The 24,408-nt window shown below is 72.3% G+C and carries 14 protein-coding genes and 2 pseudogenes; 2 read left to right on the forward strand and 14 right to left on the reverse strand.

Features of this window, described 5'->3' with window-relative positions; all coding sequences use genetic code 11:
* Nucleotides 1-3 precede the first annotated feature (3 nt).
* From AB0I18_RS24685 to AB0I18_RS24740, 12 genes and pseudogenes are all read right to left on the reverse strand, one after another.
* Nucleotides 4-972 (reverse strand): 3-oxoacyl-[acyl-carrier-protein] synthase III C-terminal domain-containing protein, encoded by a 969-nt coding sequence (locus AB0I18_RS24685; protein ID WP_363107733.1) that lies wholly within the window; start codon nt 970-972, stop codon nt 4-6.
* Nucleotides 969-2,111, reverse strand: a complete 1,143-nt coding sequence (locus AB0I18_RS24690; protein WP_363107734.1) for an acyl-CoA dehydrogenase family protein — start codon at nt 2,109-2,111, stop codon at nt 969-971. Before AB0I18_RS24690 ends, AB0I18_RS24685 begins: the two co-directional genes overlap by 4 nt.
* A complete protein-coding gene (locus tag AB0I18_RS24695; RefSeq protein WP_363107735.1) occupies nt 2,111-2,392 on the reverse strand; it encodes an acyl carrier protein in 282 nt (93 codons plus the stop codon). Before AB0I18_RS24695 ends, AB0I18_RS24690 begins: the two co-directional genes overlap by 1 nt.
* Complete coding sequence (locus tag AB0I18_RS24700) at nt 2,389-3,294, reverse strand: 3-hydroxyacyl-CoA dehydrogenase family protein (RefSeq protein ID WP_363107736.1); 906 nt, start codon at nt 3,292-3,294, stop codon at nt 2,389-2,391. The genes AB0I18_RS24695 and AB0I18_RS24700 overlap by 4 nt, the downstream gene beginning before the upstream one ends.
* A complete protein-coding gene (locus AB0I18_RS24705) occupies nt 3,294-4,556 on the reverse strand; it encodes an MFS transporter (RefSeq protein ID WP_363107737.1) in 1,263 nt (420 codons plus the stop codon). The genes AB0I18_RS24700 and AB0I18_RS24705 overlap by 1 nt, the downstream gene beginning before the upstream one ends.
* Entirely contained in the window at nt 4,553-4,777 is a 225-nt protein-coding gene (locus AB0I18_RS24710) for an MbtH family protein (protein ID WP_363107738.1), read from the reverse strand. Before AB0I18_RS24710 ends, AB0I18_RS24705 begins: the two co-directional genes overlap by 4 nt.
* A complete protein-coding gene (locus AB0I18_RS24715) occupies nt 4,774-11,310 on the reverse strand; it encodes an amino acid adenylation domain-containing protein (protein ID WP_363107739.1) in 6,537 nt (2,178 codons plus the stop codon). Before AB0I18_RS24715 ends, AB0I18_RS24710 begins: the two co-directional genes overlap by 4 nt.
* Complete coding sequence (locus tag AB0I18_RS24720) at nt 11,307-14,570, reverse strand: condensation domain-containing protein (protein WP_363107740.1); 3,264 nt, start codon at nt 14,568-14,570, stop codon at nt 11,307-11,309. The genes AB0I18_RS24715 and AB0I18_RS24720 overlap by 4 nt, the downstream gene beginning before the upstream one ends.
* Nucleotides 14,567-17,707 carry an amino acid adenylation domain-containing protein gene (locus AB0I18_RS24725; protein ID WP_363107741.1) on the reverse strand — a complete coding sequence of 1,047 codons (3,141 nt, stop codon included), beginning with the start codon at nt 17,705-17,707 and terminating at the stop codon, nt 14,567-14,569. The genes AB0I18_RS24720 and AB0I18_RS24725 overlap by 4 nt, the downstream gene beginning before the upstream one ends.
* Nucleotides 17,704-17,904: pseudogene (locus AB0I18_RS24730) on the reverse strand (clavaminate synthase); the annotation flags it as partial. The gene AB0I18_RS24725 and the pseudogene AB0I18_RS24730, both read right to left, overlap by 4 nt.
* A 141-nt stretch (nt 17,905-18,045) precedes the next feature.
* Complete coding sequence (locus tag AB0I18_RS24735; RefSeq protein WP_363107742.1) at nt 18,046-19,071, reverse strand: pyridoxal-phosphate dependent enzyme; 1,026 nt, start codon at nt 19,069-19,071, stop codon at nt 18,046-18,048.
* 615 nt (nt 19,072-19,686) lie between these two features.
* The gene (locus AB0I18_RS24740; protein WP_363107743.1) at nt 19,687-20,964 is read right to left on the reverse strand and encodes an MFS transporter; all 1,278 of its coding nucleotides are present in this window, start codon (nt 20,962-20,964) and stop codon (nt 19,687-19,689) included.
* Nucleotides 20,965-21,076: 112 nt separating this feature from the next.
* Here AB0I18_RS24740 and AB0I18_RS24745 point away from each other — a divergent pair, with 112 nt between their 5' ends.
* Together AB0I18_RS24745 and AB0I18_RS24750 are read left to right on the forward strand one after the other, a co-directional pair.
* Nucleotides 21,077-21,457 (forward strand): ArsR family transcriptional regulator, encoded by a 381-nt coding sequence (locus AB0I18_RS24745; RefSeq protein WP_363107744.1) that lies wholly within the window; start codon nt 21,077-21,079, stop codon nt 21,455-21,457.
* A gap of 529 nt (nt 21,458-21,986) precedes the next feature.
* A pseudogene (locus AB0I18_RS24750) lies at nt 21,987-22,210 on the forward strand (IS5/IS1182 family transposase); the annotation flags it as partial.
* Between the two features lie 9 nt (nt 22,211-22,219).
* Here the strand turns inward: AB0I18_RS24750 and AB0I18_RS24755 are convergent.
* Nucleotides 22,220-22,933 (reverse strand): IclR family transcriptional regulator C-terminal domain-containing protein, encoded by a 714-nt coding sequence (locus AB0I18_RS24755; RefSeq protein ID WP_363107745.1) that lies wholly within the window; start codon nt 22,931-22,933, stop codon nt 22,220-22,222.
* Nucleotides 22,930-24,390 (reverse strand): APC family permease, encoded by a 1,461-nt coding sequence (locus AB0I18_RS24760; RefSeq protein ID WP_363107746.1) that lies wholly within the window; start codon nt 24,388-24,390, stop codon nt 22,930-22,932. Before AB0I18_RS24760 ends, AB0I18_RS24755 begins: the two co-directional genes overlap by 4 nt.
* Nucleotides 24,391-24,408: the final 18 nt, after the last annotated feature.

The following is a 24,408-nucleotide window of genomic DNA, read 5'->3' on the forward strand; positions in this document are numbered from 1 at the left end:
CGCTCACACCTCTATCAGCGTGGAACTCCACGCGGCTACGGGGCTGTTGTTCATCACCAGGACGAGGTCCCCGGGGGCCAGCTCGCCGGATTCCACGCCGTCGCGCAGGTTGGCCAGGATGTCGATCGGGCCCAGATGCCCGTATCTGCGCAGGTTGTCCCGGCAGACGGCGGCGAAGGTGATGCCGAGCCCTTCCTCGTAGAAGCGGTACGCCCCTTCGGAGAGGTTCTGCATCACGAAGTGGTCGACGTCGGCCAGGGACAGCCGCTGGCGCGCCAGCAGCCGCTCGTTGAGGGCCGTGAACCGCTTCTGGCTCTCGACGGCCAGGCTGAAGGAGTACCGCGGCTCGTCGACGCAGACCTCCTGCCAGTCCTGGTGCGGACGGTCCCGGTACTCCACGCGGAACAGGTCCCAGTACCGGCCGTCGGTCTCCATCACCATGTCCACGATCCGCATGCCGCCGTGCGGCTCGACCAGCACCGCCATCCCCGCATCGCCGTTCACCGTCACCGGCTTGCGCAACCGTCGTGGGCCGGCCGGCCGGCAGCCGTGCGCGATGACCACCCGGCGCCAGGCCGGCGTGCTCTCCAGCAGCGCCCGGGCGGTGAGCAGCGCGGCGGAGCTCGCGGCGCAGCCCAGGTCGGTGACGGTCAGCGACAGCGCACCCGTCAGTCCGGCCTCGTGCTGGACCCGGGTGGCCTCCGACGCGACGAAATAGTCGGGCACCCGCCCGCCGATCAGCAGCAGAGCGTCCACCTCGCCGCCGTCGAGACCGCGGGCGTCGAGCAGTTCGCGCACCGCCCGGGCGGCCAGCTCGCTGCTGCCGGTGCCGGGAGCCTCGCCGACGCTCGTGATGCCCAGGCCGTCGACCAGCGCCCGGTCCGCGTCGGACAGGCCCGGATACTCGGGCAGCGCGGTGACCGGAGTGACGGTGTCGGGCAGGGCCAGGTGTACGGCGCTGATCGCGGTCATGGTGTCCCCCTGACCGGGAAGTCACGGAAGGCCAGTTCACAGACGTTGAGCTGGTGCATCTCGTCGGTGCCCTCGATGATCTGCTGGACTTTGGCGTCCCGCAGGAAGCGTGCGACGGCGTGGTCGGTGGAGCAGCCCGCGGCGCCGAGGATCTGCACCGCGTCGGTGGCGTTGGCGAACGCGGCCGTGGACGCGGCGTACTTCGCGGCCATGGTCTCCAGGGCGGCCTCGGGCCGGCGTTCCGCCCTGGCCGCCGCGGCGGCCAGGCACATGTGCCGCGCCGAGCGGGCCCGGATCACCATGTCGCTCAGCAGCCGCCGGACCAGTTGGTGCTCGGCGAGCGGCCGGCCGAACTGGCGTCGGGTGCAGGCGTAGCGGGTGGCGTCCCGCAGACAGCCTTCGGCGATGCCGACGCTGCCCCAGGCGACGCTGTGCCGGCCGTGGTCGAGCGCGACCGCCGCGACGTGCGAGAAGCCGGCACCGACCGGGCCGAGGGTGTTGGCCGCGGGCACCCGGCAGCCGTCCAGGTCGACATGGGCGACCATGGCGCCGCGCATGCCGAGCAGCCGGTCGCCGACCGGCTCGGTGCGCAGCCCCTCGGTACCCCGTTCCAGGACGACGGCGGTGGGCGCCCCCGCGACCTGGCCGATGACGAGATACAGGTCGGCGACCGATCCGAGGGTGACCCACAGCTTGCGTCCACTGACCACCCACGTACCGGCGGCGTCGGTCAGTTCGGTCGTCACACCGGCGGCGTCGCTGCCCGTTTCGGGCTCGGTGAGGCAGAACGCGGCCAACAGGCTGCCGTCCGCCAGACCCGGCAGCCAGCGGTCGCGCTGGTCCGCGGTCCCCCAGCGGGCGATCGCCGCCGCCACCATGTTCTGCACGGTCAGCAGGGCACGGGTCGCCGTGCACCAGGAACCGATGTCCGCGCAGGCCCGGCCGAACGCCTGCTCGTCCATGCCCAGGCCGCCGTACCGTGGGTCGGTCGTCGAGCCGAGCAGACCGGTGGCGGCCACTTGGCGGATCAGCCGCGGATCCAGGCGCAGCGACCGGTCGCTCTCGTCGGCCGCGCCGCCGACGACGCGTTCGGCGAAATCGGCGAAATCGGTCTCGCGGGTGCCGGCCGGGGCCGCCATCACGGGCGTGTCCTCGCGGGCGCGCCCCGCTTGCGGCCCACGAACGCGGTCAGTGCCGATACGGAGCTGAAATGCGCCGGGTCCAGGTCCTCGGCCTCCACGGTGAGGTCGAACTCCTTCTCGACGAACACCACGAGGTTCATCGCCAGGAGGGAGTTCGCGCGCCCGGTGGCGAATATGTCCGTCTCGTCGTCGATCTCCTCGCGCAGGGCCTCGTGCAGGAAGGCGCGGACGCGTTTCCTGATGTCCTCGTCGGTGGTGGCTTCTCCGAAGGAGGTCACTTGCCGTCTCCCTTCCGCGACCGGGCGTCGTACGGGTAGAAGCCCTCGCCGCTCTTACGGCCCAGCCGGCCCGACTCCAGCAGCTTCAGCAGACTGGGGCGCGGTTCGTACTGGGCTTCGCCGGTGAACTCGTGCAGCACCCGCAAGGAGCGCACGACGGTGTCGACTCCGATGAGGTCGGCCGTCTCCAGCGGACCCATGGGGTGCCCGAAGCAGGACCGGAACACCTCGTCGATGTCGGCGTGCGAGGCGACGCCCTCCTCCGCCAGCCGGGCGGCCGAGTTCACGACGGCCATCAGGATCCGGTTCGACACGAAACCCGGGGCATCGCCGACCACCACCGCCCGTCGCCCGATGGACCGCAGGAAGTCCAGCATCGCGCTGAGCGCCTCGTCGGAGGTCAGCTCGGACCTGATGACCTCGACGACTGTCTTCTGCGGGACGGGGTTCATGAAGTGGGTGCCCACCACCCGGTCCGGGTGCCGGGTCTCCTTGGCCAGTACCGCGATCGGGATGGCCGAGGTGTTGACGGCCACGAGCGCGTCGGGACGGCTCAGTTCGTCGATCCGCCGGTGAACCGCCCGCTTGACGGCGAGATCCTCGGTGGCGTTCTCCAGGACGACATCGGCCTCCCGCAGGACACCGTCGTCGGTGGTGAAGGAGATCCTCTCCAGGATCTCCCGCACGGGCGTGCCGCCGGGCCGCAGCAGACCACGGGCCAACAGGCCCCGCCGGATGGTGTCGCGAGCCCGGTCCAGCTGCGGGCGGCCCACGTCCAGCAGGGTCACCCGATGTCCGGCCTCGGCGGTGACCTCCGCCACTCCGGCGCCCATCACACCGGCCCCCACCACCGCGACGGTGCGCGGCGCGGCGGATCCGCCCGGGTTCTCCGTGCCGCTCATCAGGGTGCCTCCTTGTCGTCGGACGCGGCTGACGCCGTTTCACGGGCGCGGTCCTCGGCCCACAGGGCGGAGACGCCCAGCAGGGTCCGGGCGGCGACGACGGCCGCCACCACGACCGTCAGTCCGCCGGCGACGAACGGCAGCCGCAGGCCGAACGAGGCGGCCAGCAGACCACCGAGCAGCGAACCCAGCGGCAGGCTGCCCCAGCTCAGGAACCGGTGCACGCTGCTGATCCGTCCCAGCAGCCGGTCCGGCACGACCGTCTGCCGCACCGTGGCGGTCAGCACGCTCCACGTCATGGTGGCGAAGCCGAACGCGGCGCTGGCCAGGCCGGCCAACCAGGGATTGGACGTCAGCCCCATGGCCACGGTGGTCAGGCCGTGCCCGAGCACGGAGGCCACGAGCACGGGCCCGGTCGCCCGCCGGCCGATCCGCTCCGCCACCCAGGACGCGGCCACCGCGCCGACCGCCACGGCGCTGGAGAGCACGCCGAACCCGAGCGGGGTCAGGTTCAGCGTCTGCAGCGCGTACAGCACGAAGATCGCCATGGTCATGGCACGCGCCAGGTTCATGAACGTGACCACGATGGAGATGGTGCGCACCACCGGGTTGTGCCACAGCCACCGGAAACCCTCGCCGATGTCGCGCAGCAGCGCTCCCACGGAGGGGTCGGAGTCGCCGTCACGCTCGGGCCGGAACGTCCCCCGCAGCCGGCTCAGCAGCAGGGCGCTCACCGCGTAGCTGACGGCGTCGAGGGCGAACGGCACGGCCGACCCCAGCCGGTACAGGAAACCACCGAGCGGCGGACCGACGAACTCGTTGGCCCCCAACTCGACGCCGAACAGCCGGGCGTTGCCCTGGGTGAGCCGGTCCTTGGGGACGACCTTCGGCAGGATCGTCGGAGCGGCCGCGTCGTAGAGCACCTCTCCGATGCCCAGCAGGAACACGAACACGTACAGGACCACGATCGAGGCCTGGTCGGCCAGTACGGTCATGGTCAGCAGCACGGCCAGGCACAGTCGTACGAGCTGCACGACGACCATGAGCTGCCGCCGGTCGACCCGGTCGGCGACCGCCCCGGCCACGATGCTCACCAGCAGCCAGGGGAGTTCGGCGGCGACGGACACACCGGCCACCGCCACCGGGTCACGGGTCACGGCGGCCGCCAGCAGGGGCAGCGCGGTCAGCCGGACGCCGTCTCCGATGTTGGACATCGCCGACGACAGCCACAGCCGCCGGAAGTCGGGACCGAGGCCGCTCATGCGTGGCTCTCTCCGCCGGCCCGCTCCAGGCGGCGGCGGACGCTCAGCGGCCGGATGTCGGTCCACACCCGCTCGATGTGGTCCAGACACTCCTGGCGGGACCCGCTCACGCCGGTTCGCGACCAGCCCGACGGCACATCGCGCCCGTCGAGCCAGATCGAGTACTGCTCCTCGTGGTTGACCACCACGTGATAGGTGCGGTCGTCCTCTTCGTCGGTCATCGGGATGCCGGTCCTCCTTCCGCGGCGGACGCCGGCCCGAGCGGCCCCGGGGCGATACCCGCGAGGACCTTCTCGATCGCGTCCGCCAGAGCCTCGTGGTGTCGGTCGAACAGGTCGTAGTGGCCGCCGGGGACGACACCGACCCGTACGCCGGCCGCGTACCGGCCCCACCCCAGGTCGTGTGCGGCACCGGCGGGGCCGTTCGCGGTGTCCCGCGCCCGCAGGACGTGCACCTCGCCGTCGTAGGGCCTAAGGCGGTACCGGGCGAGCGCCGCGTCCGTGTCGCGCAGCGCCCGCACCATGCGCCGCACCCGGGACAACGGCATCAGCGGGGGCAGCGCCCCGGACTGTTTGGCCAGGTCCACCACGTGCTGCAGCCGCTCGGTGCCGGTGAGCCCGGCCAGTGCCGCGTCCGGGACGGTGAAGCCGGCGTTGGTGCGCATCAGGAGCCGCAGCATCATGGCGTCGTCGGCCGGCGGCGGGTCGTAGGCCTCGGACGCGTCGGCGTCGACGATGACGACCAGGTCCGGTCGCCGGCCCTGCACGGCCAGCAGACGAGCCATCTCGTAGGCCACCACGCCGCCGAGGGACCAGCCCATGAGGCGGTACGGCCCGGCAGGGCGAAGGGCGCGTATCTCGGCGACGTAGCGGGCGGCCATCTCCTCGACGGTGGCGTCGGGCGGGGTGTCGTCCTCCAACCCCGCGGCCTGGAGCCCGTAGACGGGCTGCGCGTCGTCGAGGGCGTGGGCGAACCGGTAGTAGTGGTGCACGCCACCGCCGGAGGGATGCACGCAGAACAGGGGTGGCCGGTCCCCTTCGCCACGGATGGCCAGCAGCGACCCGTGCGCGGCACCGGGTGCCCGGCCCTCGGCCCGCCGCACCGCCTCGGCCAGCCGCTCGACGGTCGGTTCCTCGAAGAGCTGGGCGAGGGAGAGCGCGACACCGAGGTCGCGTTCGATCGCGTCCAGGAGCCGCACCCCGAGAATCGAGTGGCCGCCGACCTCGAAGAAGCTGTCACGCACGCCGATGCCGGACGCCCCGAGGACCGTCTGCCAGATCCCCAGCAGCCGCAGCTCGACCGGATCGGAGGGCACCGACAGTTCGCGTCGCCGTTCAGGGGCGCTCACCACCGTGCGCTGCCAGGCCGCGCGGTCGAGTTTGCCGTTCGGCGAGTACGGCAGACGGTCCACCACCGTCAGCGCCGTCGGCACCAGGTGCGCGGGCAGCCTCCCGCGCACGAACGCGCGCAGTTCGCCCGGGTCGAGTCCCGGGTCCGAGGGGAGCACATGGGCGACGAGCCGGTCGTCACCGGTGGGCGCCCGATCCGCTCCGGCGAGCGCCTCCAGAACGCCCGGATGGTCACGCAGCGCGGCCTCGACCTCACCCGGCTCGATCCGGTACCCGTTGATCTTCAGCTGATCGTCGATCCGGCCGAGGAACCGCAGCCGGCCGTCGGCCAGATATCTGGCGCGGTCCCCGGTCCGGTACAGGCGATCGCCCGGCCGGCCGGAGAACGGGTCGGGTACGAAGCGCCGCGCGGTCAGGCCCGGCCGGCGGAGATAGCCCAGGGCCAGGCCGGCCCCGCCGATGTACAGCTCACCGGCGACACCGGGCAGAACCGGCCGCATCTGGTCGTCCAGTACGTACAGTTCCGTCCCCGGGAAGGGGCGCCCGACCGGTACCGCGTCCCGGTCGGGCAGGGCGGATCCCGTCGCGTCGAACAGCGAACTGTCGATCGTCGCCTCGGTGACACCGAACACGGTGACTACCCGGGCGCCCGGAGCGAGCGCGGCGGCGACCTCCCGCACTTCGTCCATCGCCCACACATGCGTTCCGTTGATGACCAGCCGCAGGGGCTCCAGCGACAGCCCGTTCTCCGTCACGTACTCCACCAGCCGGGCCCGTACGATGCCCGGGACGAACTCCGCGGCCTGCACCCCGGAATCGGTGATGAGCCGGTGCAGCGCCCTGGCCGAGGACCATGCGTCGTCCGTGGCCAGCACGAGGGTGCCCGCGGAACAGACGGACCTGACTAGGTCGCCGGCGAAGACGTCGAAGGACGCGCTGGCCATCGACATCCAGGTCAGCCCGGTACCCGCGGCCTCCGCCCAGACCTGCCGGTAGTACTCGAGGCTGCGGTGCGACACCAGGACACCCTTGGGAGTGCCGGTCGAGCCGGAGGTGTACAGGACGTAGGCGACGTCGTCGGGGCCGGGTGCCCGCGCCCGCGTGGCACGGGCCGGAGCATCGGCGGCCTCGGCAGTCTCGTCAGCCCCGGCAGCGGGCTCCACCAGCAGCAGCGGGACCTGCTCGCCGGACAGCCGGTCCGCCAGGGACCCGGTGGTGGCGACCACGGTGGGCCGGGCGTCCCGGACCATGAATCCGAGCCGCTCCGGAGGGTAGTCGGGATCCAGCGGCAGGAACGCCGCACCGGTCTGCCACACGGCCAGGAGGACGACGGGCAGCTCGACGGAGCGCGGCAGCAGCACGCCGACCACGTGCCCGGGGCCGACGCCGAAGGCGGTCAGTGCCGCGGCGAGCCGGTGGGACCGGGCGGCGAGCGCGGCATACTCGATGCTCTGCCCGGCGCAGCTCACCGCCTCGCGGGCAGGGTGCCGGGCGACGGCCTCGGCGAGCCCGTCCAGCACCGTGCCGTGACCGGCCCCCTCCCACGGCCCTCCTGAGCTGTCGGCCAGGGTGCGGGCGGTGTCGGCCGCGTCCTGGAGCGAAAGACCGGACAGCGGCCGGTCCGGGTCCTGCACCGCCGACCGCAGCAGCGTGACCAGGGAGCGCGCCATCCTGGCCGCGGTCTCCTCCTCGAACAGGTCGGTGCTGTACTCCAGCACCGCGTCCATGGCGGCCCTGCCCTCGATCTCCCAGACGCCGAAGTCCAGGTCCCACTTGGTGATACCCGGCGGAATACCGCGCAGCACCGACCCGCGCTCGTCGTCCACCCGGAGCCCCTCGGGCATCGGGTAGTCCTCCACCGCGGGGATGTTCTGGTGCGTGTAGCCCACCTGGAAGACCGGGTGCCGGCCCAGGTCGCGGTCGGGGTGCAGCTCGGCCACGATGTCGGCGAACGGCAGTTCGTCGTGGTCCAGCGCGTCGACCACCACCTTCCGCACCCGTTGCAGGAGCGTGCGGAACGCCGGATCCCCGCCGAGGTCGGTGCGCAGGGAGATGGCGTTGTTGAAGTAGCCGAACAGGTCGTGCGTCTCCGGCCGGTCGCGGCCCGCGGTGAAGGTTCCGATGGTCACGTCGTCCTGCCCGGCGAGCCGGTGCAGCAGGGTCTGCAGGCCGGCGATCATGACGGTGAACAAGGTGACCCGCTCCTGAGCCGCCAGCTCACGCAGCCGGTCGACCAGGTCTGCCGGGAAGGCGAAGAAGTGGTGCTCCCCGGTACCGCTCTGGCGGGCCGGGCGCGCGTGGTCGGTGGGCAGTTCGAGAGGAGCGCAGTCACGCAGGCGTTCGGTCCAGAAGGCCAGTTCCGCCGCGCGTCGGCCACCGGTCATCCGTTCGCGCTGCCACACGGCGAAGTCGGCGTACTGGATCGGCAGTTCGGGAAGATCCGGACTGCGCCCCTGCTGGATGGCGGCGTACGACTCCCAGAGGTCCCGGCGCAGCAGCGGCGGGCTCCAGCCGTCGTCCACGCTGTGCTGCGCGGTGAGTACCAGACAGTGCCGCTCGTCCTCCAGACGGATCAGCAGCGCCCGGAACAGCGGGCCCTCGGCGAGGTCGAACGGCCGGCACGCTTCGGCGTGCACCAGCCGGTCCGCCGCCCGGTCCCGCGCGGCGGCGTCGGTGAGGTGGCGCAGGTCCTCGATTCCCAGCGTCAGCCGGTCCGGCGGGTCGATCACCAGATAGGGCCGGCCCCGGTCGTGGGCGTACCGGGTGCGCAGCACCTCATGACGTTCCGTCAGCGCGCGCAGGGCAGCCTGCAGGACGGCCGGGTCCAGCGGGCCGAGGACGTGCAGGTCCAGGGGGACGTTGTAGGCCCAACTGCCGGGCGCCAGACGGTCGATGAACCACAGACTCTCCTGGCCGAACGACAGCGGCAGCCGCTGGGCCCGGTCGGCCGGCTCGATCCCCTCGCGCGCCGTGCCCGACGCGTCCAGGAGAGCGCGGTGCAGCAGACCGGCCAGGCCGCGCACCGTGGGGTGGGTGTACAGGTCCGGCAGCCGGATACGGATGCCGAGGTCGCGCCAGAGCCGGGCGACCACCTGAAGGCCCATGATGGAGTTGCCGCCGATCGCGAAGTAGTCGCTGTCCGGATCGACGGCCGGCGCTTTGAGGACCTCCTCCCAGACGCGTGCCAGGATCCGCTCGCAGTCCGCGAGGCTGTAGTTCGGTACCTCGGGCAGGGGTACCCCGTCGGCGGCCGGCGCGGCTGCCGGGGCCGGGGCAAGGGCCGGGGCCCCGTCTTCGATGTCCCGGTACCAGCAGTGCGTCGGCTCGAACGGGTAGGTGGGCAGCGGAACCCGGCGGTGCCCGGCGGCCTCGTGGACCCGGCCCCAGTCCAGGTCGGCTCCGGCGGCGTACAGTCCGGCCAGGCAGTGCGGCACGCCGTCGCCCCGCACGTCCAAGGCGGCCGATCCGGGCGGGGCGGCACGGAGCAGAGCGCCGGCCGGTCCGAGTTCGCACACGGCCAGCGGTCCCGGCAGGGTGATGGGCTCGGTCACGTGATCCGGGGCCGCCGGGCCCGCGGCGGAACGCAGGGCGGCGGCCAGGTCGAGTTCGCCGCGCACCAGCCGGGCGAGGGGCAGCGCCGCCCCGCCGCCGACCACCGCGTCGGGGCGCACGCCCAGCGCGGACAGCAGGCACCACAGGGCGTACCGGCGGGCGAACCACATCAGGTCGGTGCCGCCGTCCGGCAGCGCCTCCCGGCAGCGGCGCAGCGCGTCGGCGAACACGGGATAGTGCGCGGCGAGCCGGTCCGCGTCCGCCTCCGGCAGCTCCGAGTCGGGCGAGACGACGAGCACGAGGGCACGTCGTACGGGTTCGGCGGGTTCCGGTCCGCGGCCGAGGCGCCGGGCCGCGCGGCGCAGCCCGGCACTCACCTCGGCGAGCGACCCCGCGGGGAACCCCACGCGGTGGCGGTGATGGTCGCGGCCGCGGTTGAGGACGTGCAGAACGTCACCGAGGTCGAGTTCCGGATGCGCGGTGAGGTACGCGTGCAGCCGCTCGCAGTACCGGGTGAGGGCCCGCCGTGTCTTGGCGGAGACGGTGACGATGCCCTCGCCCGGGACGGCGGGCGCCGCCGCCGGCCGCTTCGCTTCCTGGAGCACGACATGGGCGTTGGTCCCCGTCAGGCTCAGGGAGCTGACTCCCGCCACCCGTGGCTCGTCACCACGCCGTTCCCAGGGACGCGGTGACGCGTTGACGCGTACGGACTTGGTCTCGAAACGGATCAGCGGGTTGGGGCGGTCGAAGTGCAGCGACGGGTAGAGAGAGCCGTGCCGCAGACTCAGCACCGTCTTGGCCAGGCCCACCAGGCCGGCAGCCTGATCCAGATGGCCGACGTTGGTCTTCACGGACCCGATGGGGCACGGCAGCGGGCGTGGGCCGGCGGCGGTCAGCGCCTGGTGCAGGGCCTCCGCCTCGATGAGGTCGCCGAGCCGGGTGCCTGAGCCGTGCGTCTCGATGTAGCCGATCGTGCCGGGCTCGATCCCGGCCTTCCGCCAGGCGGACCGCAGGAGTTCGGTCTGTGCGGCCGGGCTCGGTGCACCCAGGCTGTTGGAGCGGTAGCCGTTGTGATTGACCGCGGAACCGAGTACGACGGCGTGGACGTGGTCGCCGTCGCGCTCGGCGCGGGCGAGTGGCTTCAGGAGCAGCATGACGCCGCCCTCGCCGTCGCCGGTGCCGTCCGCGTCCGCGTCGAAGGCCCGGCACCGGCCGGAGGAGGCCATCACCTCGGCGTAACGCTCGCTGTCGGTCAGGCTGGTGAAGGTGGACCGTACGCTGAGTCCGCCGGCCAGGACCGTGTCCGCGTCCCCGTCGCGCAGCAGGCGCAGCGCGTGGTCGACCGCGACAAGTCCCGCCGAACAGCCCGTGTCGATCACCATCGAGGGGCCCTGGACGCCGAGCAGGTAGGAGATGCGGCCCGCCAGCGCGGCGGCGGTGTTGCCGAGCATGGCCGGCAGTCCGTCGTCGGCGTCGTCGATCAGCTCGGCGTAGTCCAGCCGGGGCGCGGCGATCACCAGTCCGCCGCGGCTGCCGCGCATGCCGCTCAGCGCGTACCCGGCGTCCTCCACGGCCGCGCAGGCCAGTTGCAGGGTGAGCCGGTGGTGCGGGTCCATCAGCTCGGCCTCCCGCAGGGAGATGCCGAAGAACTCGTGGTCGAACTCGGCGACCCGGCCGATGGGGGCGAGGAGCTGGTGGTGGGTGGCGGGATCGGCGCCGGCCATCCGCAGCCGTTCCGCCGGGACGGTCCGTACGCTGTCCCGGCCTTCCCGCAGGTTGGTGTGCAGGTCGTCCAGCGTGTCGGCGTCCGGCAGGTGCACCGCCATCCCGATGATCGCTGTCGGCTCGTTCATCCGGCCTCCCCCGGGTCGCTGACGGCACGGCTGTCCACCAGGGCGGCGATCTGGGCGACCGTGGCGTACTCGAACAGCTCGACCACCGCGGGCGCGCGCCCGGCGAACCGCTCGCGCAGGCGTTCCGCGAACAGCACGAGCAGCACCGAATCGCCTCCGGCCTCCAGGAACTTCGCCTCCCGGTCCGGTGGCGACAGCCCGATCACCGCCCGCCATTCGTCGGCCACGGCGCGCTCGGTGGCTGTACTTAGCCCGTCGGGCACGGGTGCACCTGTCGTTTCGGCGGCCGGACCGTCGGCGGCCGCGGCCGAGGCCAGCGCGGACCGGTCCACCCGGCCGTCGGCCGACGGGAGTGCGGGCAGGGGCACGACGACATCCGGTACGAGATACCGGGGCAGCGTCGTGGCGGCGAGTTCGCGCAGCGCCGCCGCGTCCGGTGCGGTGCCGGCCGCCGGCACCACGTACGCCACCAGGCCCGCGCCGTCCGGAAGGTCGTCCCGGGCCGCCACGTAGGCATCGGCGATCCCCGGATGCGAGGTGATGGCGGCGCGGAGCACGGCGGTCTCGGTCCGCATCCCCGCGATCTCGACCCGGTCCGCGGTCCGGCCCAGGTACTCGACACCGCCGTCCGGCAGCAGCCGTGCCAGGTCCCCGGTGCGGTACATCACGGCGCCGGGGCGTGGGGAGAACGGGTCCGGAACGCACCGGTCGGCGATGGGGGAATCAGGGTCCGGACCGCCGTGCCCCAAGCCCTCGCCGCCCAGCCACAGTTCGCCGGGCACCCCGGTCGGTACCGGCCGCAGATCACGGTCCAGGACGTACGCCCGGCTGCCTGCGACCGGCCGCCCGACGGGTACCCCGCAGCGGGCGACGTCGATGTCGTGCACCAGCGCCGACAGGGCGGCCCCGGCGCATCCGGCCACCGGGCCGTGGACGATGCGCAGTGGACGGCCACGGCGGTGTACCAGGGCGCGAGCCACGACCGCCGGCGTGAGTTCCCGCGCGTCGACGACCGTCTCCCGGAACGCGGACAGGGACGCCGGGTCGTCGTCGGCGACCAGGCGCAGCTGTGCGGCGGTGAACAGGGCGGTGGTGACGGGGCAGGCCGCGAGCGCGGCCCGGACCTCGGCGGTCACGGACATGGTCTCGGCCGCGCCGGGCGGCACGGCCACCGCTCCCCCGTTCAGCAGGGGGGAGAGCAGCGTCGCAAGGGCGTGGCCCGAAGCCGGCGGGGCCAGTTGAAGGTGCACGGTGCCCGGCCCCAGGTCGCCGTAGCAGGTGCTGTCCGCCAGTCGCGCGAACGACGTGTGGGTGAGCGCCACCGGGCCGGACCCGTCGGCCGTGTCCCCGGGAAGCACACAGGCGAGGCCGCCCCCACCTCCCCCGGGAGTTGCCCAGGCCGACGCCGTCGCGCTGTCACCGATCCGCTCCAGGCACAGCTCGCTGACCTCTCCGGCCGGGGACGGCGCGGCCGCGCCGGGGGTGAGCGGGAAGGCGGTCGCGGGCGGGGGCGGCTCGGGGGCATCGAGGGTGAGCAGGATGTCGGCGCCGCACTGGTGAGTCGCCCGCTCCCGCCGCTCGGCCGGCCAGGACGGATCGAGCGGAACGCAGGCGCCACCCGCCCTGAGCACCGCGAGCACTGCCACGACCGCCGTGACCGACCGGGGAAGGCACAGGGCCACCGCCGTCCCGGTCCTGACGCCGTGGGCGCGCAGTCGGGCGGCCAGCGCGGCGACGCGCCGGGCCAGGTCGCGGTAGGTGACCGTCTCCCGCCCGGCATGGACGGCGGGCGCGTTCGGTGTTCCGGTGACCTGCTCCTCGAACAGCCGGACCAACTCGTGCGACGGCACCGTGGGGTCGTACGGTTCCCCGAACACCCCCCGGCGCTCCTCGTCGTTCAGCAGGTCGATGTCCCGCACCCGCCGGTCCGGGGCCTTGGCCACCTCGTCCAGCAGCCGGACCAGGGCATCGGCCATGCGCACGATCGTCCCGGAGTCGAACAGGGCCGAGTCGTAGGTGAGATGGCCGAGAAGTTCCCCCTCGCCGCTGCGGAACACCGCTCCGAGGTCCCACTTGGCCACGCCCAGGAAGGAGCCGGTCTGCCGCACCCGCAGCCCGGCGAAGCCGGTCATCGGCGGGAGCACCGGGTCGAGTGTGACCGCCACCCGGCCGAAGGGGTTGCCGGCCCGTTCCCAGCGGGGCCGGGTGCGGGCCGCCAGCACGTCCGGCGGCATTCCCTGATGCTCCATGCCGTCCAGGAAGGTCTCCAGGATCTCCCCGGTCAGTTCACGAAAGGTCCGGTCGGCGGCGAGCCTGGTGCGCAGCACCAGCCCGCCCGCGAGATAGCCGATCACGTGCTCGGCCTCCGGGAGGGGTCGGTCCGCCGTGGTCACGGTCACCGGCACGTCGTCCTGGTCGGTCCATCGCCGCAGCACTTCCGCGGTGGCCGCCAGCAGCGCGATGTACAGGGTGATGTGTTCCTCGCGGCAGAACTCCTGGAGCCGCGCCACCGTGGACCGGGGAACGGTGAAGGCGTGCGTGGCGCCGCGGAACGCCGGCACGGGCGGGCGGCGACGGTCGGTCGGCAGCGCCAGTGGCCGGGCGCCGGCCAGCTCCGTCCGCCAGTAGTCCAGCAGCAGTTCCCCCTCGGGACCCGCCAGGCGGGCGTTCTGCCAGGCGGCCACGTCGCCGTGCTGCACGGGCAGGGCCGGCAGGTCCGGCGGCGAGTCGCTCAGCACCGCGTCGTAGACGGCCGCGAGCTCCCGCCACCAGACCTCCTCCGACCAGCCGTCGAACACCGCGTGGTGCACGACGCAGGCGAACAGGTGGCGGGTGGCGTCGATCCGGACGAGTTCGGTGCGCAGCAACGGGCCGGTGGCGAGGTCCATCGGGCGCCGCGACGCACGCACCGCGGTGTCGTGTGCCGCGTCCCAGTCCGGCGCGGAGTGCACCGGCAGGTGCACGGTGACGTCATGGTGTACGTGCTGGACCAGTCGGCCGTCCCGGTTGTGCAGCGTCGTGCGCAGACTCTCGTGGCGTGCGACGAGGGTCTCGACGGCGGTCCGCAACACGTCGGTCCGCAGCGGCCCCTCCATCCGCAGGAACATCGTGTAGTGGTACACCGGGCTGTCCGGGGCCAGTCGGCCCACCAGCCACAGCAGGCGTTGTCCGTGGGAGGCGGGCACATCGTCCCCGTGCGCGCCGTGCTGTCTGGCGACCCGCGCCACGGGGGACTCGGAGTCGACGCCCAGGTCCGTCATCGGCCGCTCCCCCCGGTTTCCAGGGCATGGGCCAGGCACGCGACAGTGGGATGGCGGAACAGCATGCGCAGGGTCAGCCCCCGCACCCGCTCTTTCCGGGCCAGCGCGAGGACGCGCATCATCGTCAGCGAGTGCCCGCCCAGTTCGAAGAAGTCATCGTGGACGCCGATGTGTCCGACGCCCAGGACCTGGGACCAGATGTCGGCGAGCGTGCGCTCCAGAGCCGTGCCCGGGGGCGTTCCCCGGTGGTCCGTCGGCTCGGTGGGCGCGGGTGCCGGCAGCGCCGCGCGGTCCGTCTTACCGGTCGCGGTCAGCGGGATCCGGTCCAGGGGGACGATGACGGCGGGCACCATCGCCTCGGGCAGTGACTCGCGGAGGAACGCGCGCAGCGCGCCGGGGTCCGCCGACGCCGGTGTGACGTAGGCGGCCAGGGTCCGTCCGCCGTCCGGGGCGTCCCGGGGGACCACGACGGCTTCGGCGACCGCGTCATTGCGGCGCAGGTGCGCGGCGATCTCGGCGGGTTCGATCCTGATACCGCGGATCTGTACCTGGTCGTCGAGGCGGCCGAGGAACTCCAGGTTTCCGTCCGGGAGTTGGCGGCCCACGTCCCCGGTCCGGTAGAGCCGGGCGCCCGGCGTGGCGGAGTACGGGTCGGGCGCGAAACGCTCCGCGGTGAGGGCGGCCCGCCCGGGGTAGCCACGGGCGACCGCGGTCCCCCCGACGCAGATCTCCCCGGGGACCCCGAAGGGCGCGGGGCGCAGGTCGGCGTCGAGCACGTGGACTTCGGCATGCGGCAGGGCGGAGCCGATGGGGGCGATGGGCGTGGGGCACGAGCCGTCGTACGTCCAGACGGTGGCCGTGATGGTCGCCTCGGCGGGTCCGTAGCTGTTGACGGTCCGGGTGTGCGGGGTGCGGGACGCCCAGCGCGTCAGTTGGTCGGGGGCGACGGCGTCTCCCCCGACGTTCATGAGACGGAAGTGGTCCAGTGGCGGGTGCGGGTCGTCCTCCAGGGCGGTGATGAGCTGGTACCAGTACTCCGGGGTCAGCTCCATGACGGTGACCCGGTGCCGCCGCAGCCGGGCGAGGAGTTCCCGCGGTTCCCACAGCTCCGGCCCGCGCAGCAGCACGGCGGCCCCGGACACCAGGGGCGCCAGCAGCTGTTCGACGGACGCGTCGAAGGCGACGGAGGCGAACTGCAGGACGGTGTCGGCGGGGCCGAGGCCGTAGGCGGTACCTATGCCGTCGCAGTGGGTGGCGATGGACCGGTGGGTGACGGCCACGCCCTTGGGCGTACCGGTGGAGCCGGAGGTGTACACCAGGTAGGCGAGGTCGTCCGGGTGCGCGGCGGCCTCGCCGGACACCCCGGCGGAACCGCGGCCGGACCCGGGGCCGGTGTCCGCCGCCACGTCGAGGACGGGTCCCGGCCAGGAGAAGGACTCGGGGGCGATCACCGCCACCGCCCCCGAGTCGTCGAGCATGCAGCGGATCCTTCGCTCGGGAAAGGTGGGCTCCAGCAGCAGGCACACGCCCCCGGCCCGGAGCACCGCCAGTAGCGCGACCACCAGGTCGGCGGACCGTTCCAGGCACACCCCCACCGGTGTCTCGCGGCCGACTCCGACCGCCCGGAGCCGCCCGGCGAGTGCCCCCGCCCGGCTCCACAGTTCGCCGTAGGTCAACCGGACCTCGTCGGTGATGACGGCGGCCGCGTCCGGATCGCGGGCGACCTGGGCCGCGACCAGTTCGTGCACGGCACACGGCACCTGCGGAGACGGCGGCCGGCTGGGGTGCCCGGGCCGGTCCTCGGGAATCACGGTCAGGTCCCCGATCCGGCCGTGCGGCGGCAGGGTCGTCAGCGACGTGAGCACCACGTCGAGGCTGTCGGCGATCCGGGCCACCGCGTCGGCGTCGAGCCGTGCGCGTTCGTACTCGTACACCAGCTTCGTCGTCTCGCCGGGCTCCACCGTGATGGTGAGCGGATAGCCGGTACGGCCGGTGGTGTGCCGGAACCGCATGCGCAGACCCGGCGCCGACCAGCCGTCCTCCTCCGCGCCGGGGTAGTTCTCGAAGACCAGCAGCGTGTCGAACAGGGGCGTACCGGACGGCACTTCGGTGTACGCCCGCAGGTCGCTGAGCGCGCAGTGCCCGTACTCGCGCAGTTCCAGCAGCGTGTCCTGGAACGCGCGCAGCCAGCCGGTCACCTCGGCCTCCGGGCGGAGGACGGCCCTGACCGGGATGGTGTTGATCAGCAGGCCGACGAGATCCTCCGCGCCGTCCAGATCGGGCGGCCGCAGCGACAGCGTGGCGCCGAAGAGCACGTCACGCGACCCGCTGTAACGGCTCAACACCACCGCCAGCGCGCCGTGCAGCACGGTGGCCGTGGTCAGCCGCCGCTGACGGGTGAAGGCACTCAGCGCCTCGGTCACCGGCCGGCTCAACGTGCGGACCAGCTCGCCCGTCCCGTCCCCGGGTTCGGCCGGGACCAGCCGTAGGGGCGTGGGTGCCGCGAAGCCGCCGAGGACGTCCCGCCACACCGCCTTGGCGGCCGTGTCGTCCTGTTCCCGCAGCCAGGCGACGAAGTCGCCGTAGCGCGGCGCCGGTTCGCCGTCCTCGTGCGGTTCGCCGGACAGTGCGCGGGCGTAGTGCGCCATGACCTCGCGCAGCAGCAGCGATCGGCTCCACCCGTCCAGCAGGGCGTGATGGGAGGTCCACAGCAGGCGGTGCGAGCGCTCGCCGGTCCGCAGGAGCGTGAGCCGGGACGGCGGTGGCCGGTCGAGCCGGATCCCGGCCCGGCGGTCGGCGGCGAGCAGTGCCTCCACGCGCCGCCCGGTCTCGGTGTCGGACAGCCCGCGCCAGTCGTGCACGGTGAGCGGGTGCGCCACGTCGGCGAACACGCGCTGTTCCGGTTCGGCACAGTCCTGCCAGGCGAAACCGCTGCGCAGAATGCCGTGCCGCCGTGCCATGCGCGTCCACGCCTCGGTGAACGCGGTGAGGTCGAGGTCTCCGTCGAGATCGAACAGATGCTGTACGAGGTCGATGTCCGAGCCCTCTTCGCGCAGCGCCTGTACGAGCATGCCGGCCTGGAGCGGCGCCAGCGGCCATCGGTCGGTGACCTCGGCCGTCACCTCGGCCGGGCTCATCCGTGCTCTCCTCGGACGGTGTGCGAGAGCACGCTTGTACGGGCCGCCCCGGCCTTGCGCAGGTCCCTGGCCAGCAGCGCGCGTCCGAGCCACCTGTCTGTTCCGTCGTGCCGTGCGCGGAACGGCCGTCTTCCGCGCACAGCACGGTAGTTGTCGATGAACAGCACGTCGCCGGGCCCGAGGACCACGTCCCGGATGCCCTCGGCCGGTCGGCGCACCAGCCGGCCGAGCGCCCGCGCCCGTAGCCCGGACCGCTCATCACGCGTGAGCGCCACACATTCCAGTCCCTCAGGCATGACTCGCCCCCGTAGGTCGGCTGCCGCCGTTGCGTCAGTGCGTCACGCGAAGCGGGAATGTCCCGTCGAACTGATGTTGACGAGAATGCGCTCCCTGCTGCGGGAGCGGGCCTCGGCGATCACGGCGGCCAACTGGTAGCCGGTCTCCAGGGCAACCGTCCGGCCCTCGCTCTCCGCGAAGATCCGTGCGGCCTTCCCCGCGTCGTCGGCCGTGAAGGTACGCGTGGCCAACTGGCCCTGCCGGTGGAAGTGCGCCACCGGGGCGGCCACGATGGTGGAGCCCAGACCGCCGATGTACTCGCTGCCGAGCAGTCGCTCCAGCCCGTACGTCCGCAGTCGGGGGTAGAAGTCCCTGTCGTCGATGGAGTATTCGCCGAACACCCCCGCGCTGACGATCGGGCAGTGTTCGGACTCGGCGCACACCACCTCCACCCCCGGCCGGCCGAGGAAGGGGGCCGCGATGCCCAGCAGGTTGGCTCCGCCGCCGCAGCTTCCGACGACCACGTCAGGGGCGTCGCCGCCCAGTTGGGCCAGTGCCTCCTGCCCGACCAGGGTCTGCGGCAGGATGAAGTAGTTGTACACGCTGCCGAAGATGTACCAGACGTCCTTCATGGCGCGTACGTGATCGATGGCCGCGTTGGCGGAGAGCACCAGCGGATCGAAGTCCCCGCCCCCCTCCTCGCCGACGACGACCACCTCGGCCCCGGCGTCACGCATCATCGCGGCGCGGTCCGGGCGTGCCGCGGCGCTGGCGGTGTCGAGGAAGCACAGGACGTCGAGATCGAACCTGGCCGCCGCCTGCGCGAGGGCGACGCCCCAGTTGCCGGTCGTCTCCGTCGCGATCGTTCCCACGCCGTCGAGGGCGCAGTGGTAGGCGATCCACAGGGCGCTGTTCGCCTTGTGATTCCCCGAGGGGGTGGTGCCTTCGTCCTTGACGTAGATCCGGCAGTCGGTGCCTATCGTCTCGGCGAACCGCCGAGCCTCGAACAACGGTGTCGGGCGGAACTCGCCGTACAGGTCGAGCAGTTCGCCCGGAATGTCGATGGCTGGTTCCGTACTCAGTTCCATCCGGGCGAGACTTGGCGGCAGGATCTCCGACAGCGCTTCCCCGGTGATGGGGCTACCACTGGCCGGATCGAGTAACTGGTGGGGGCTCTGGGCGGAAAGATTGATCAATGACGAGTTGATCAAGAAGTCTCCAGACAGCCGCTGTATGGGGATGTCGCCAGCTGTTGAGCTGCGCGCTCCACGTTTCCCGGAGAGAGAAGAGATAGGTGAGGGATGCATTTCGGCGCGTGAGACAGGATCGCATCACTGTTCCCGGTACTCAAGAAATGATCTCACTATGGCTGGAATTGACACCCAGACGTCCTCACCGGCAAAACGGACCAGTCAGAAAGTAGCCGACCCTATTTGGTCAAACATCAATTTAATAAATTAAACGGCGAATTAAAGCTGCACTTGAGTGACGACATCCCGTCAGCACTCGATGCAGCAAGCAGTTCCATCGACGCGCGAGAGGCGGATGTCGCGGGCCTCGGCCGGATGTCAGGCGTAAGCGGGCAGCAGCGCACCGCGACTCGCGCCACGGTGCGCCGGCGGGACGGGAATCCCTGTGGCTGTCATGCCGGTACGGCCATCGGTGCCGGACTCCCGGACGGCCGCACCCGGCGCCGGGCCGCGTCAGGCGGACTCCGGCACCCGGCGCCGACTGGCGACGACCACGAGACCGCCGATGACCGCGAGGCCCATCAGGACTGTGCCGAAAATGGTCGCCCCGGTGGTCAGCCCCACGGCGTCGCTGAGATAGCCCGCCGACACCGGCAGGATGCCCGCCGGTACGTAACCGCCCACGTTGAGCGCCGCGTTGGCCTCGGCCAGCCGCTGCGGCGACACGCTCGAGTTGAGCAGGGACAGGCCACCGAGCTGGCCCATGCCCTGGCCGGCGCCGGCCAGCAGCGCGGAGGCGATGAGCACCGGGACCGACGACATGTGCACGGCGGCGATGAGCGTCACCATGCTGACGGTGGTGCCGACCGCTCCGACGGTCAGGATGGTGCGCCGGCCCAGTTTCCGGACCGCGAACTGCACGCCGGTGGCGGCGAGGAACATGGCGAACGCCATGGCTCCGGCGACGATCCGGCTGGTGGTGCCGAGCAGGCCGGACAGCAGCGAGGGGCCGAGCGAGAGCACGAACGAGGTCGCGGTGATGCCGGGCGCGAACACGGCGATACCCAGGACGAGTTGCCTGCCGGTGCCGTCCGGCACGCCGGGCAGGCGCACCCAGGCGCCCTTCGCGGGCTTGGCAGGCTTGGCGGGACGCCGTACGGGCATGCGCAGTACGGCGAGGATCGCGGTGGCCAGCAGGACGATCTCGACGACGAAGACGGTGACGGTCGGCGCGGGCACGCTCTCGGAGAGAACGCCCGCGAGCAGCGGGCCGAGGCCGGCCCCGAAGACCATCGCGCAGGAGGCGAGCAGCGCGGCGAGCCGCCTGCGGCCTGGGCCCGCCACATCCGTCACGGCGGCCATCCCCGCGGAGACGACGGCGCCGACGGCGATACCGGTGAACAGCCGGGCCACGACCAGCGCGGCCACGGTCGAGGCGGTCGCGAAGATGACGCAGGCAGCGACGGCGAGCGCGAGTGCGGGCAGCAGGACGGGCTTGCGCCCGAGCCGGTCGGACACGACCCCGGAGACGAGCAGGGAGCCGAGCAGCCCGACGATGTAGCAGGCGAAGACCACGGTCAGGGTGCCCTTGGAGAACCCGATGTCGCGCTGCCACAGCACGTACAAGGGGGTCGCCGCGTTGGACAGGACGAAGACCGCGGTCACCGGCCACGCGGCCAGCCACACCCACCAGGTGGGGGCCGCGGAGGCGCTCACCTCCGGCCGTTCACCCACTTCGGGCGGCCGCTCTTCGCCCACCGCCTTCGCCGACACCGTTCGCCCCTCCGGCATGGCCGCTCCCTCCGTGATCCTCAGTACGAGTTAAGTCGAACTTAGCATCCAGTACGATTGAAGTCGTACATAGGATTCGGATCATCAGGATTCGGGTGGTGGGGAGCTGCTTATGACGTCGACGGTGAGTCCGATGCCGGTGATCAAGGTGCTGCCGGAGCCCACGGGGCTGCCCGAGCCACTGCCCGAGCCGGCGGTCGAGGACCTACGCCTGGAGACGGTGCTGGGCGCGCTGAGCGATCCGCTTCGCCTGCGCATCGTGCGCAAACTCCTCCTGGAATCGGAGCAGTTCGACCACACCTGCGGCTGGTTCGGCCTCGACCGCCCCAAGTCCTCCCTCACCCACCACTTCAAGGCCCTGCGCGAGGCGGGCATCACCCGCCAGCGCCAGTACGGCCTGGAACGCCGCAGCCACGTCCGGGTCGACGACCTCAACGCCCGTTTCCCCGGCCTCCTGGACCTGGTGGCGGCATGGACTCCGGACTCACACTGAGCTGACGCGGACGGGTGCGGGTGCGGGTGCGGTCCGCGACGGCTTACCGGGGCGACCGCGCTGCTCTCCCTTCGGGGCCACGGAGGCTCTTCACACGCTGAACGGCCCCACGCAACAAACAAACCCCAGGCCACAGGCCCGGGGTTTCGTCGTGAAGTAGATGGCGAGAAGCGAACTCACCCTCCCAGCCAGGGAAGTCGCGGTATTCCAGGGGAAGCTCAGGCGCCGGTCCGTCTCGGTCCCGACGACCTCCGCCCCCCGGGCCAAGGTCCACGCCGCCGTGCCAGGCCACGAGTTCGTGAAGTCGCGCGATGCCGTCCATGCGCTCTCCATCCGCTGCCTCACCGAGGATGCGGCCCGTGGAAGACACGGCACGCGCTCCAATGAATCCAGTGCTCACGCCCAACAGGCGGGCGCGCCACCTCATCAGCGGTCTGGCCTTCCGACCGACCGGCAGGGGCACGGTCTGACCTCAGAGGGTCGTTCGTGAGGTGATGTCCGTTTCCAGGCGAGGTCGGGGGCGGGGGTCTGGCTGCGCAGCAAGCGGATCGGGGGGCGCATCGCCCACAAGGGCGTCGAGTCCAGCGAACGCTGAGGGCGACGCCGCTGGGTCATCGAGCGGACGATGTGCTGACTGTCCGGTTACCGACGCTTGAGCCCCTGCTACGACACAATCCCCGCAACTACCTGGCCTTTCTCGGACTCGCCGCCGTCCTCTGCTGCTACAAACGACTCATCCGCCTCACCACTTAGGACACGGTCTTAGGAGAGCAGCGGGGTGAGTTGGTCTGCGTGGTCGCGGAGGACCGGGAGTAGATCGGTGCCCAGTTTCTGGATGCGGTCGGGTGGAGCGCACAGTGCGAGGCCCGCGACGAGCACGCTGGTTGCGGGGTTACGGATGGCGACGGCGAGGCAGCCGCGATCGAGGCGGAGTTCGCCGAGTTGGCTGGCGACTCCTGTGTCGGATACGACGGCGAGTTCGTGTGCGAGGCGAGCGGTGTCGGTGATGGTGTGCTCGGTGAGGTGCCGCAAGTCGTGTGCTCCGGCGCGGCGGGTGGGCTGGTCGGCGAGGAGGAGTTTGCCGAGCGAGGAGGCGTGCGGGTGGCGGGCGAGGAGGGTGCCATCGGTGGGCGGGTGGTCGGGGTCGGGATCGGTCAGGGTGAGGCGTCCGCCTGTGTAGGCGGCCAGGTGAACTCCCCAGCGGACCCGGTGCCTGAGTGCGGTGACCACGGCGCGTGCGGCGGCGCAGGGTTCGGGCACTTGAGGGAGGGAGAGCCGGGCGGCGCGGCGGCCGAGGGCGAAGCCCCGCAGGTCGGGGAGGCGGACCAGGTACTCCTCGGCCACGAGCAGGTTGAGCATGCGGTAGGTGGTTGCCGGCGGCAGCCGCAGAGCGGTGGAGATCTCCTTCGCGGTCACCCCGGGGCCGGCGGCCACGACCTGTTCCAGTACGTGCAGCGCGTTGCCCTGGGCGCTCATCTGAACCGGCCGGGGGCGGGAGTTCGTAGTGGGTGGTCGTCGAGCACGTCGGCCATGGACGTCTCGTCGTATACGCCGATGCCCGCGAGCCGGTCGGGCAGGCGGCGGCGCAGCCACCCGTACCAGGCCAGCGCCGCCGCGGCGAGCACCGCGAACGTCAGAGCGAACGCACCACACGGCACCGAGACGGCGAACGCCCCCAGCGCGATGAGCAGCACCGGCACGACCGCCAGGGCGACGGCCACCGGCCCGGGGGTCGACTCGCCGATGTTGCGCAGGAAGAGCGGTACGGCCAGGCAGACCAGGAGGTAGGCGAGGAGGTAGCCGACGGTGGATGCCTGGAGCAGCAGATCCAGGACCCGTTCGGGCGGGACACCGCCGATGATCATGGCCGCCGGGAGCACGGTCGTCACCGGGAGCGCCACCGCGATGGCGAGGTGCGGAGTGCGGTGAACGCGATGGGTGCGGCGCAGTCCACGGGGGGCGAGGCCCTCGGTACCGAGCGAGAACAGCACCCGGACCAGGGCATTGGCGGTCGCGAGCGCGCAGGCCAGGAAGGAGCTGGCGATGCCCGCGTCCAACAGGGGCGATACCCAGGGCAGTCGCTGTGCCGAAGCCAGGACGCTGAGGGGCAGCACGCGGGCGTCCTCGGTCAGGCTCACCTGGACGGCCGCCGCGCACACGTACATCACGCCCGCGACACCTGCGGTCCAGGTCACCGCGCGGGGGACGGTGCGGAACGGGCGGCGGGCCTCGACCCCGAGGGCCGCCGCGGACTCGAAGCCGATGAAGGCGGCGAGGGCGGGAACCACCGCGGCGGCCACTCCGCCCAAGCCGCCGGCCGGTTCCGCGGAGTGTGCGGCGGGGGCCGGCAGCCGAGAGACGTCGCCGCCGAGCAGGAGGCCGAACACCGTCAGCATCAAGGTGATCGACAGGCCTTCGACGAGCAGCACCACCCCGGCAGAGAGCCGGATGCCGCGGACCGCGCAGGCCGCGACGACGACGCCCAGCAGCAGCGTCGTGGCGGCCACCGACACCCCGGCCGACGCTCCGGTACGGCCCAGCAGCGCATGCAGGTGGATCGCCGCCCCCGCGAGCGCCGCCGAGACCAGCAGTGCGTAACCGACCAGCAGCGCGCAGGCGCAGGCGAAGGCCCCGGCGGGTCCCAGGCCCTTGGCGACCAGGCTGTACAGCGACCCGGCGGCGGCCATGCGCCGGGTGAACTGCCCGATGCATCCGGCGATGAGAAGCGCGACGACGGTGGCGATGACGAACGACCAGACCGTGCCGCTTCCGGCGGTGGACGCGGCGATCGCCGGCGTGGCGGCCATCCCCGCCGTCGGAGCGGCAGCGGACACCGACTGGGCGAACACCTGGACCGGCCCGAGGGTGCGCCGGTCCAGGCCCGGAAGGCGCGGGCCTGGACGCAGCGTGGGCTGCTCCGTCTGGATCGTCATGGGCGGCACGGTAAGCGG

Origin of the sequence: Streptomyces sp. NPDC050704, from assembly GCF_040654355.1 — a bacterium.
GTDB lineage: Bacteria > Actinomycetota > Actinomycetes > Streptomycetales > Streptomycetaceae > Streptomyces.

Bases quoted from the DNA above. Each gene is read 5' to 3' on its own strand.
- AB0I18_RS24755 (WP_363107745.1), bottom strand. From the start codon at position 22,933: ATGAGCGCCCAGGGCAACGCGCTGCACGTACTGGAACAGGTCGTGGCC.
- AB0I18_RS24740 (WP_363107743.1), bottom strand. From the start codon at position 20,964: ATGCCGGAGGGGCGAACGGTGTCGGCGAAGGCGGTGGGCGAAGAGCGG.
- AB0I18_RS24745 (WP_363107744.1), top strand. From the start codon at position 21,077: ATGACGTCGACGGTGAGTCCGATGCCGGTGATCAAGGTGCTGCCGGAG.
- AB0I18_RS24760 (WP_363107746.1), bottom strand. From the start codon at position 24,390: ATGACGATCCAGACGGAGCAGCCCACGCTGCGTCCAGGCCCGCGCCTT.
- AB0I18_RS24705 (WP_363107737.1), bottom strand. From the start codon at position 4,556: ATGAGCGGCCTCGGTCCCGACTTCCGGCGGCTGTGGCTGTCGTCGGCG.
- AB0I18_RS24720 (WP_363107740.1), bottom strand. From the start codon at position 14,570: ATGACGGACCTGGGCGTCGACTCCGAGTCCCCCGTGGCGCGGGTCGCC.
- AB0I18_RS24685 (WP_363107733.1), bottom strand. From the start codon at position 972: ATGACCGCGATCAGCGCCGTACACCTGGCCCTGCCCGACACCGTCACT.
- AB0I18_RS24700 (WP_363107736.1), bottom strand. From the start codon at position 3,294: ATGAGCGGCACGGAGAACCCGGGCGGATCCGCCGCGCCGCGCACCGTC.
- AB0I18_RS24725 (WP_363107741.1), bottom strand. From the start codon at position 17,707: ATGAGCCCGGCCGAGGTGACGGCCGAGGTCACCGACCGATGGCCGCTG.
- AB0I18_RS24710 (WP_363107738.1), bottom strand. From the start codon at position 4,777: ATGACCGACGAAGAGGACGACCGCACCTATCACGTGGTGGTCAACCAC.
- AB0I18_RS24690 (WP_363107734.1), bottom strand. From the start codon at position 2,111: ATGGCGGCCCCGGCCGGCACCCGCGAGACCGATTTCGCCGATTTCGCC.
- AB0I18_RS24735 (WP_363107742.1), bottom strand. From the start codon at position 19,071: ATGGAACTGAGTACGGAACCAGCCATCGACATTCCGGGCGAACTGCTC.
- AB0I18_RS24715 (WP_363107739.1), bottom strand. From the start codon at position 11,310: ATGAACGAGCCGACAGCGATCATCGGGATGGCGGTGCACCTGCCGGAC.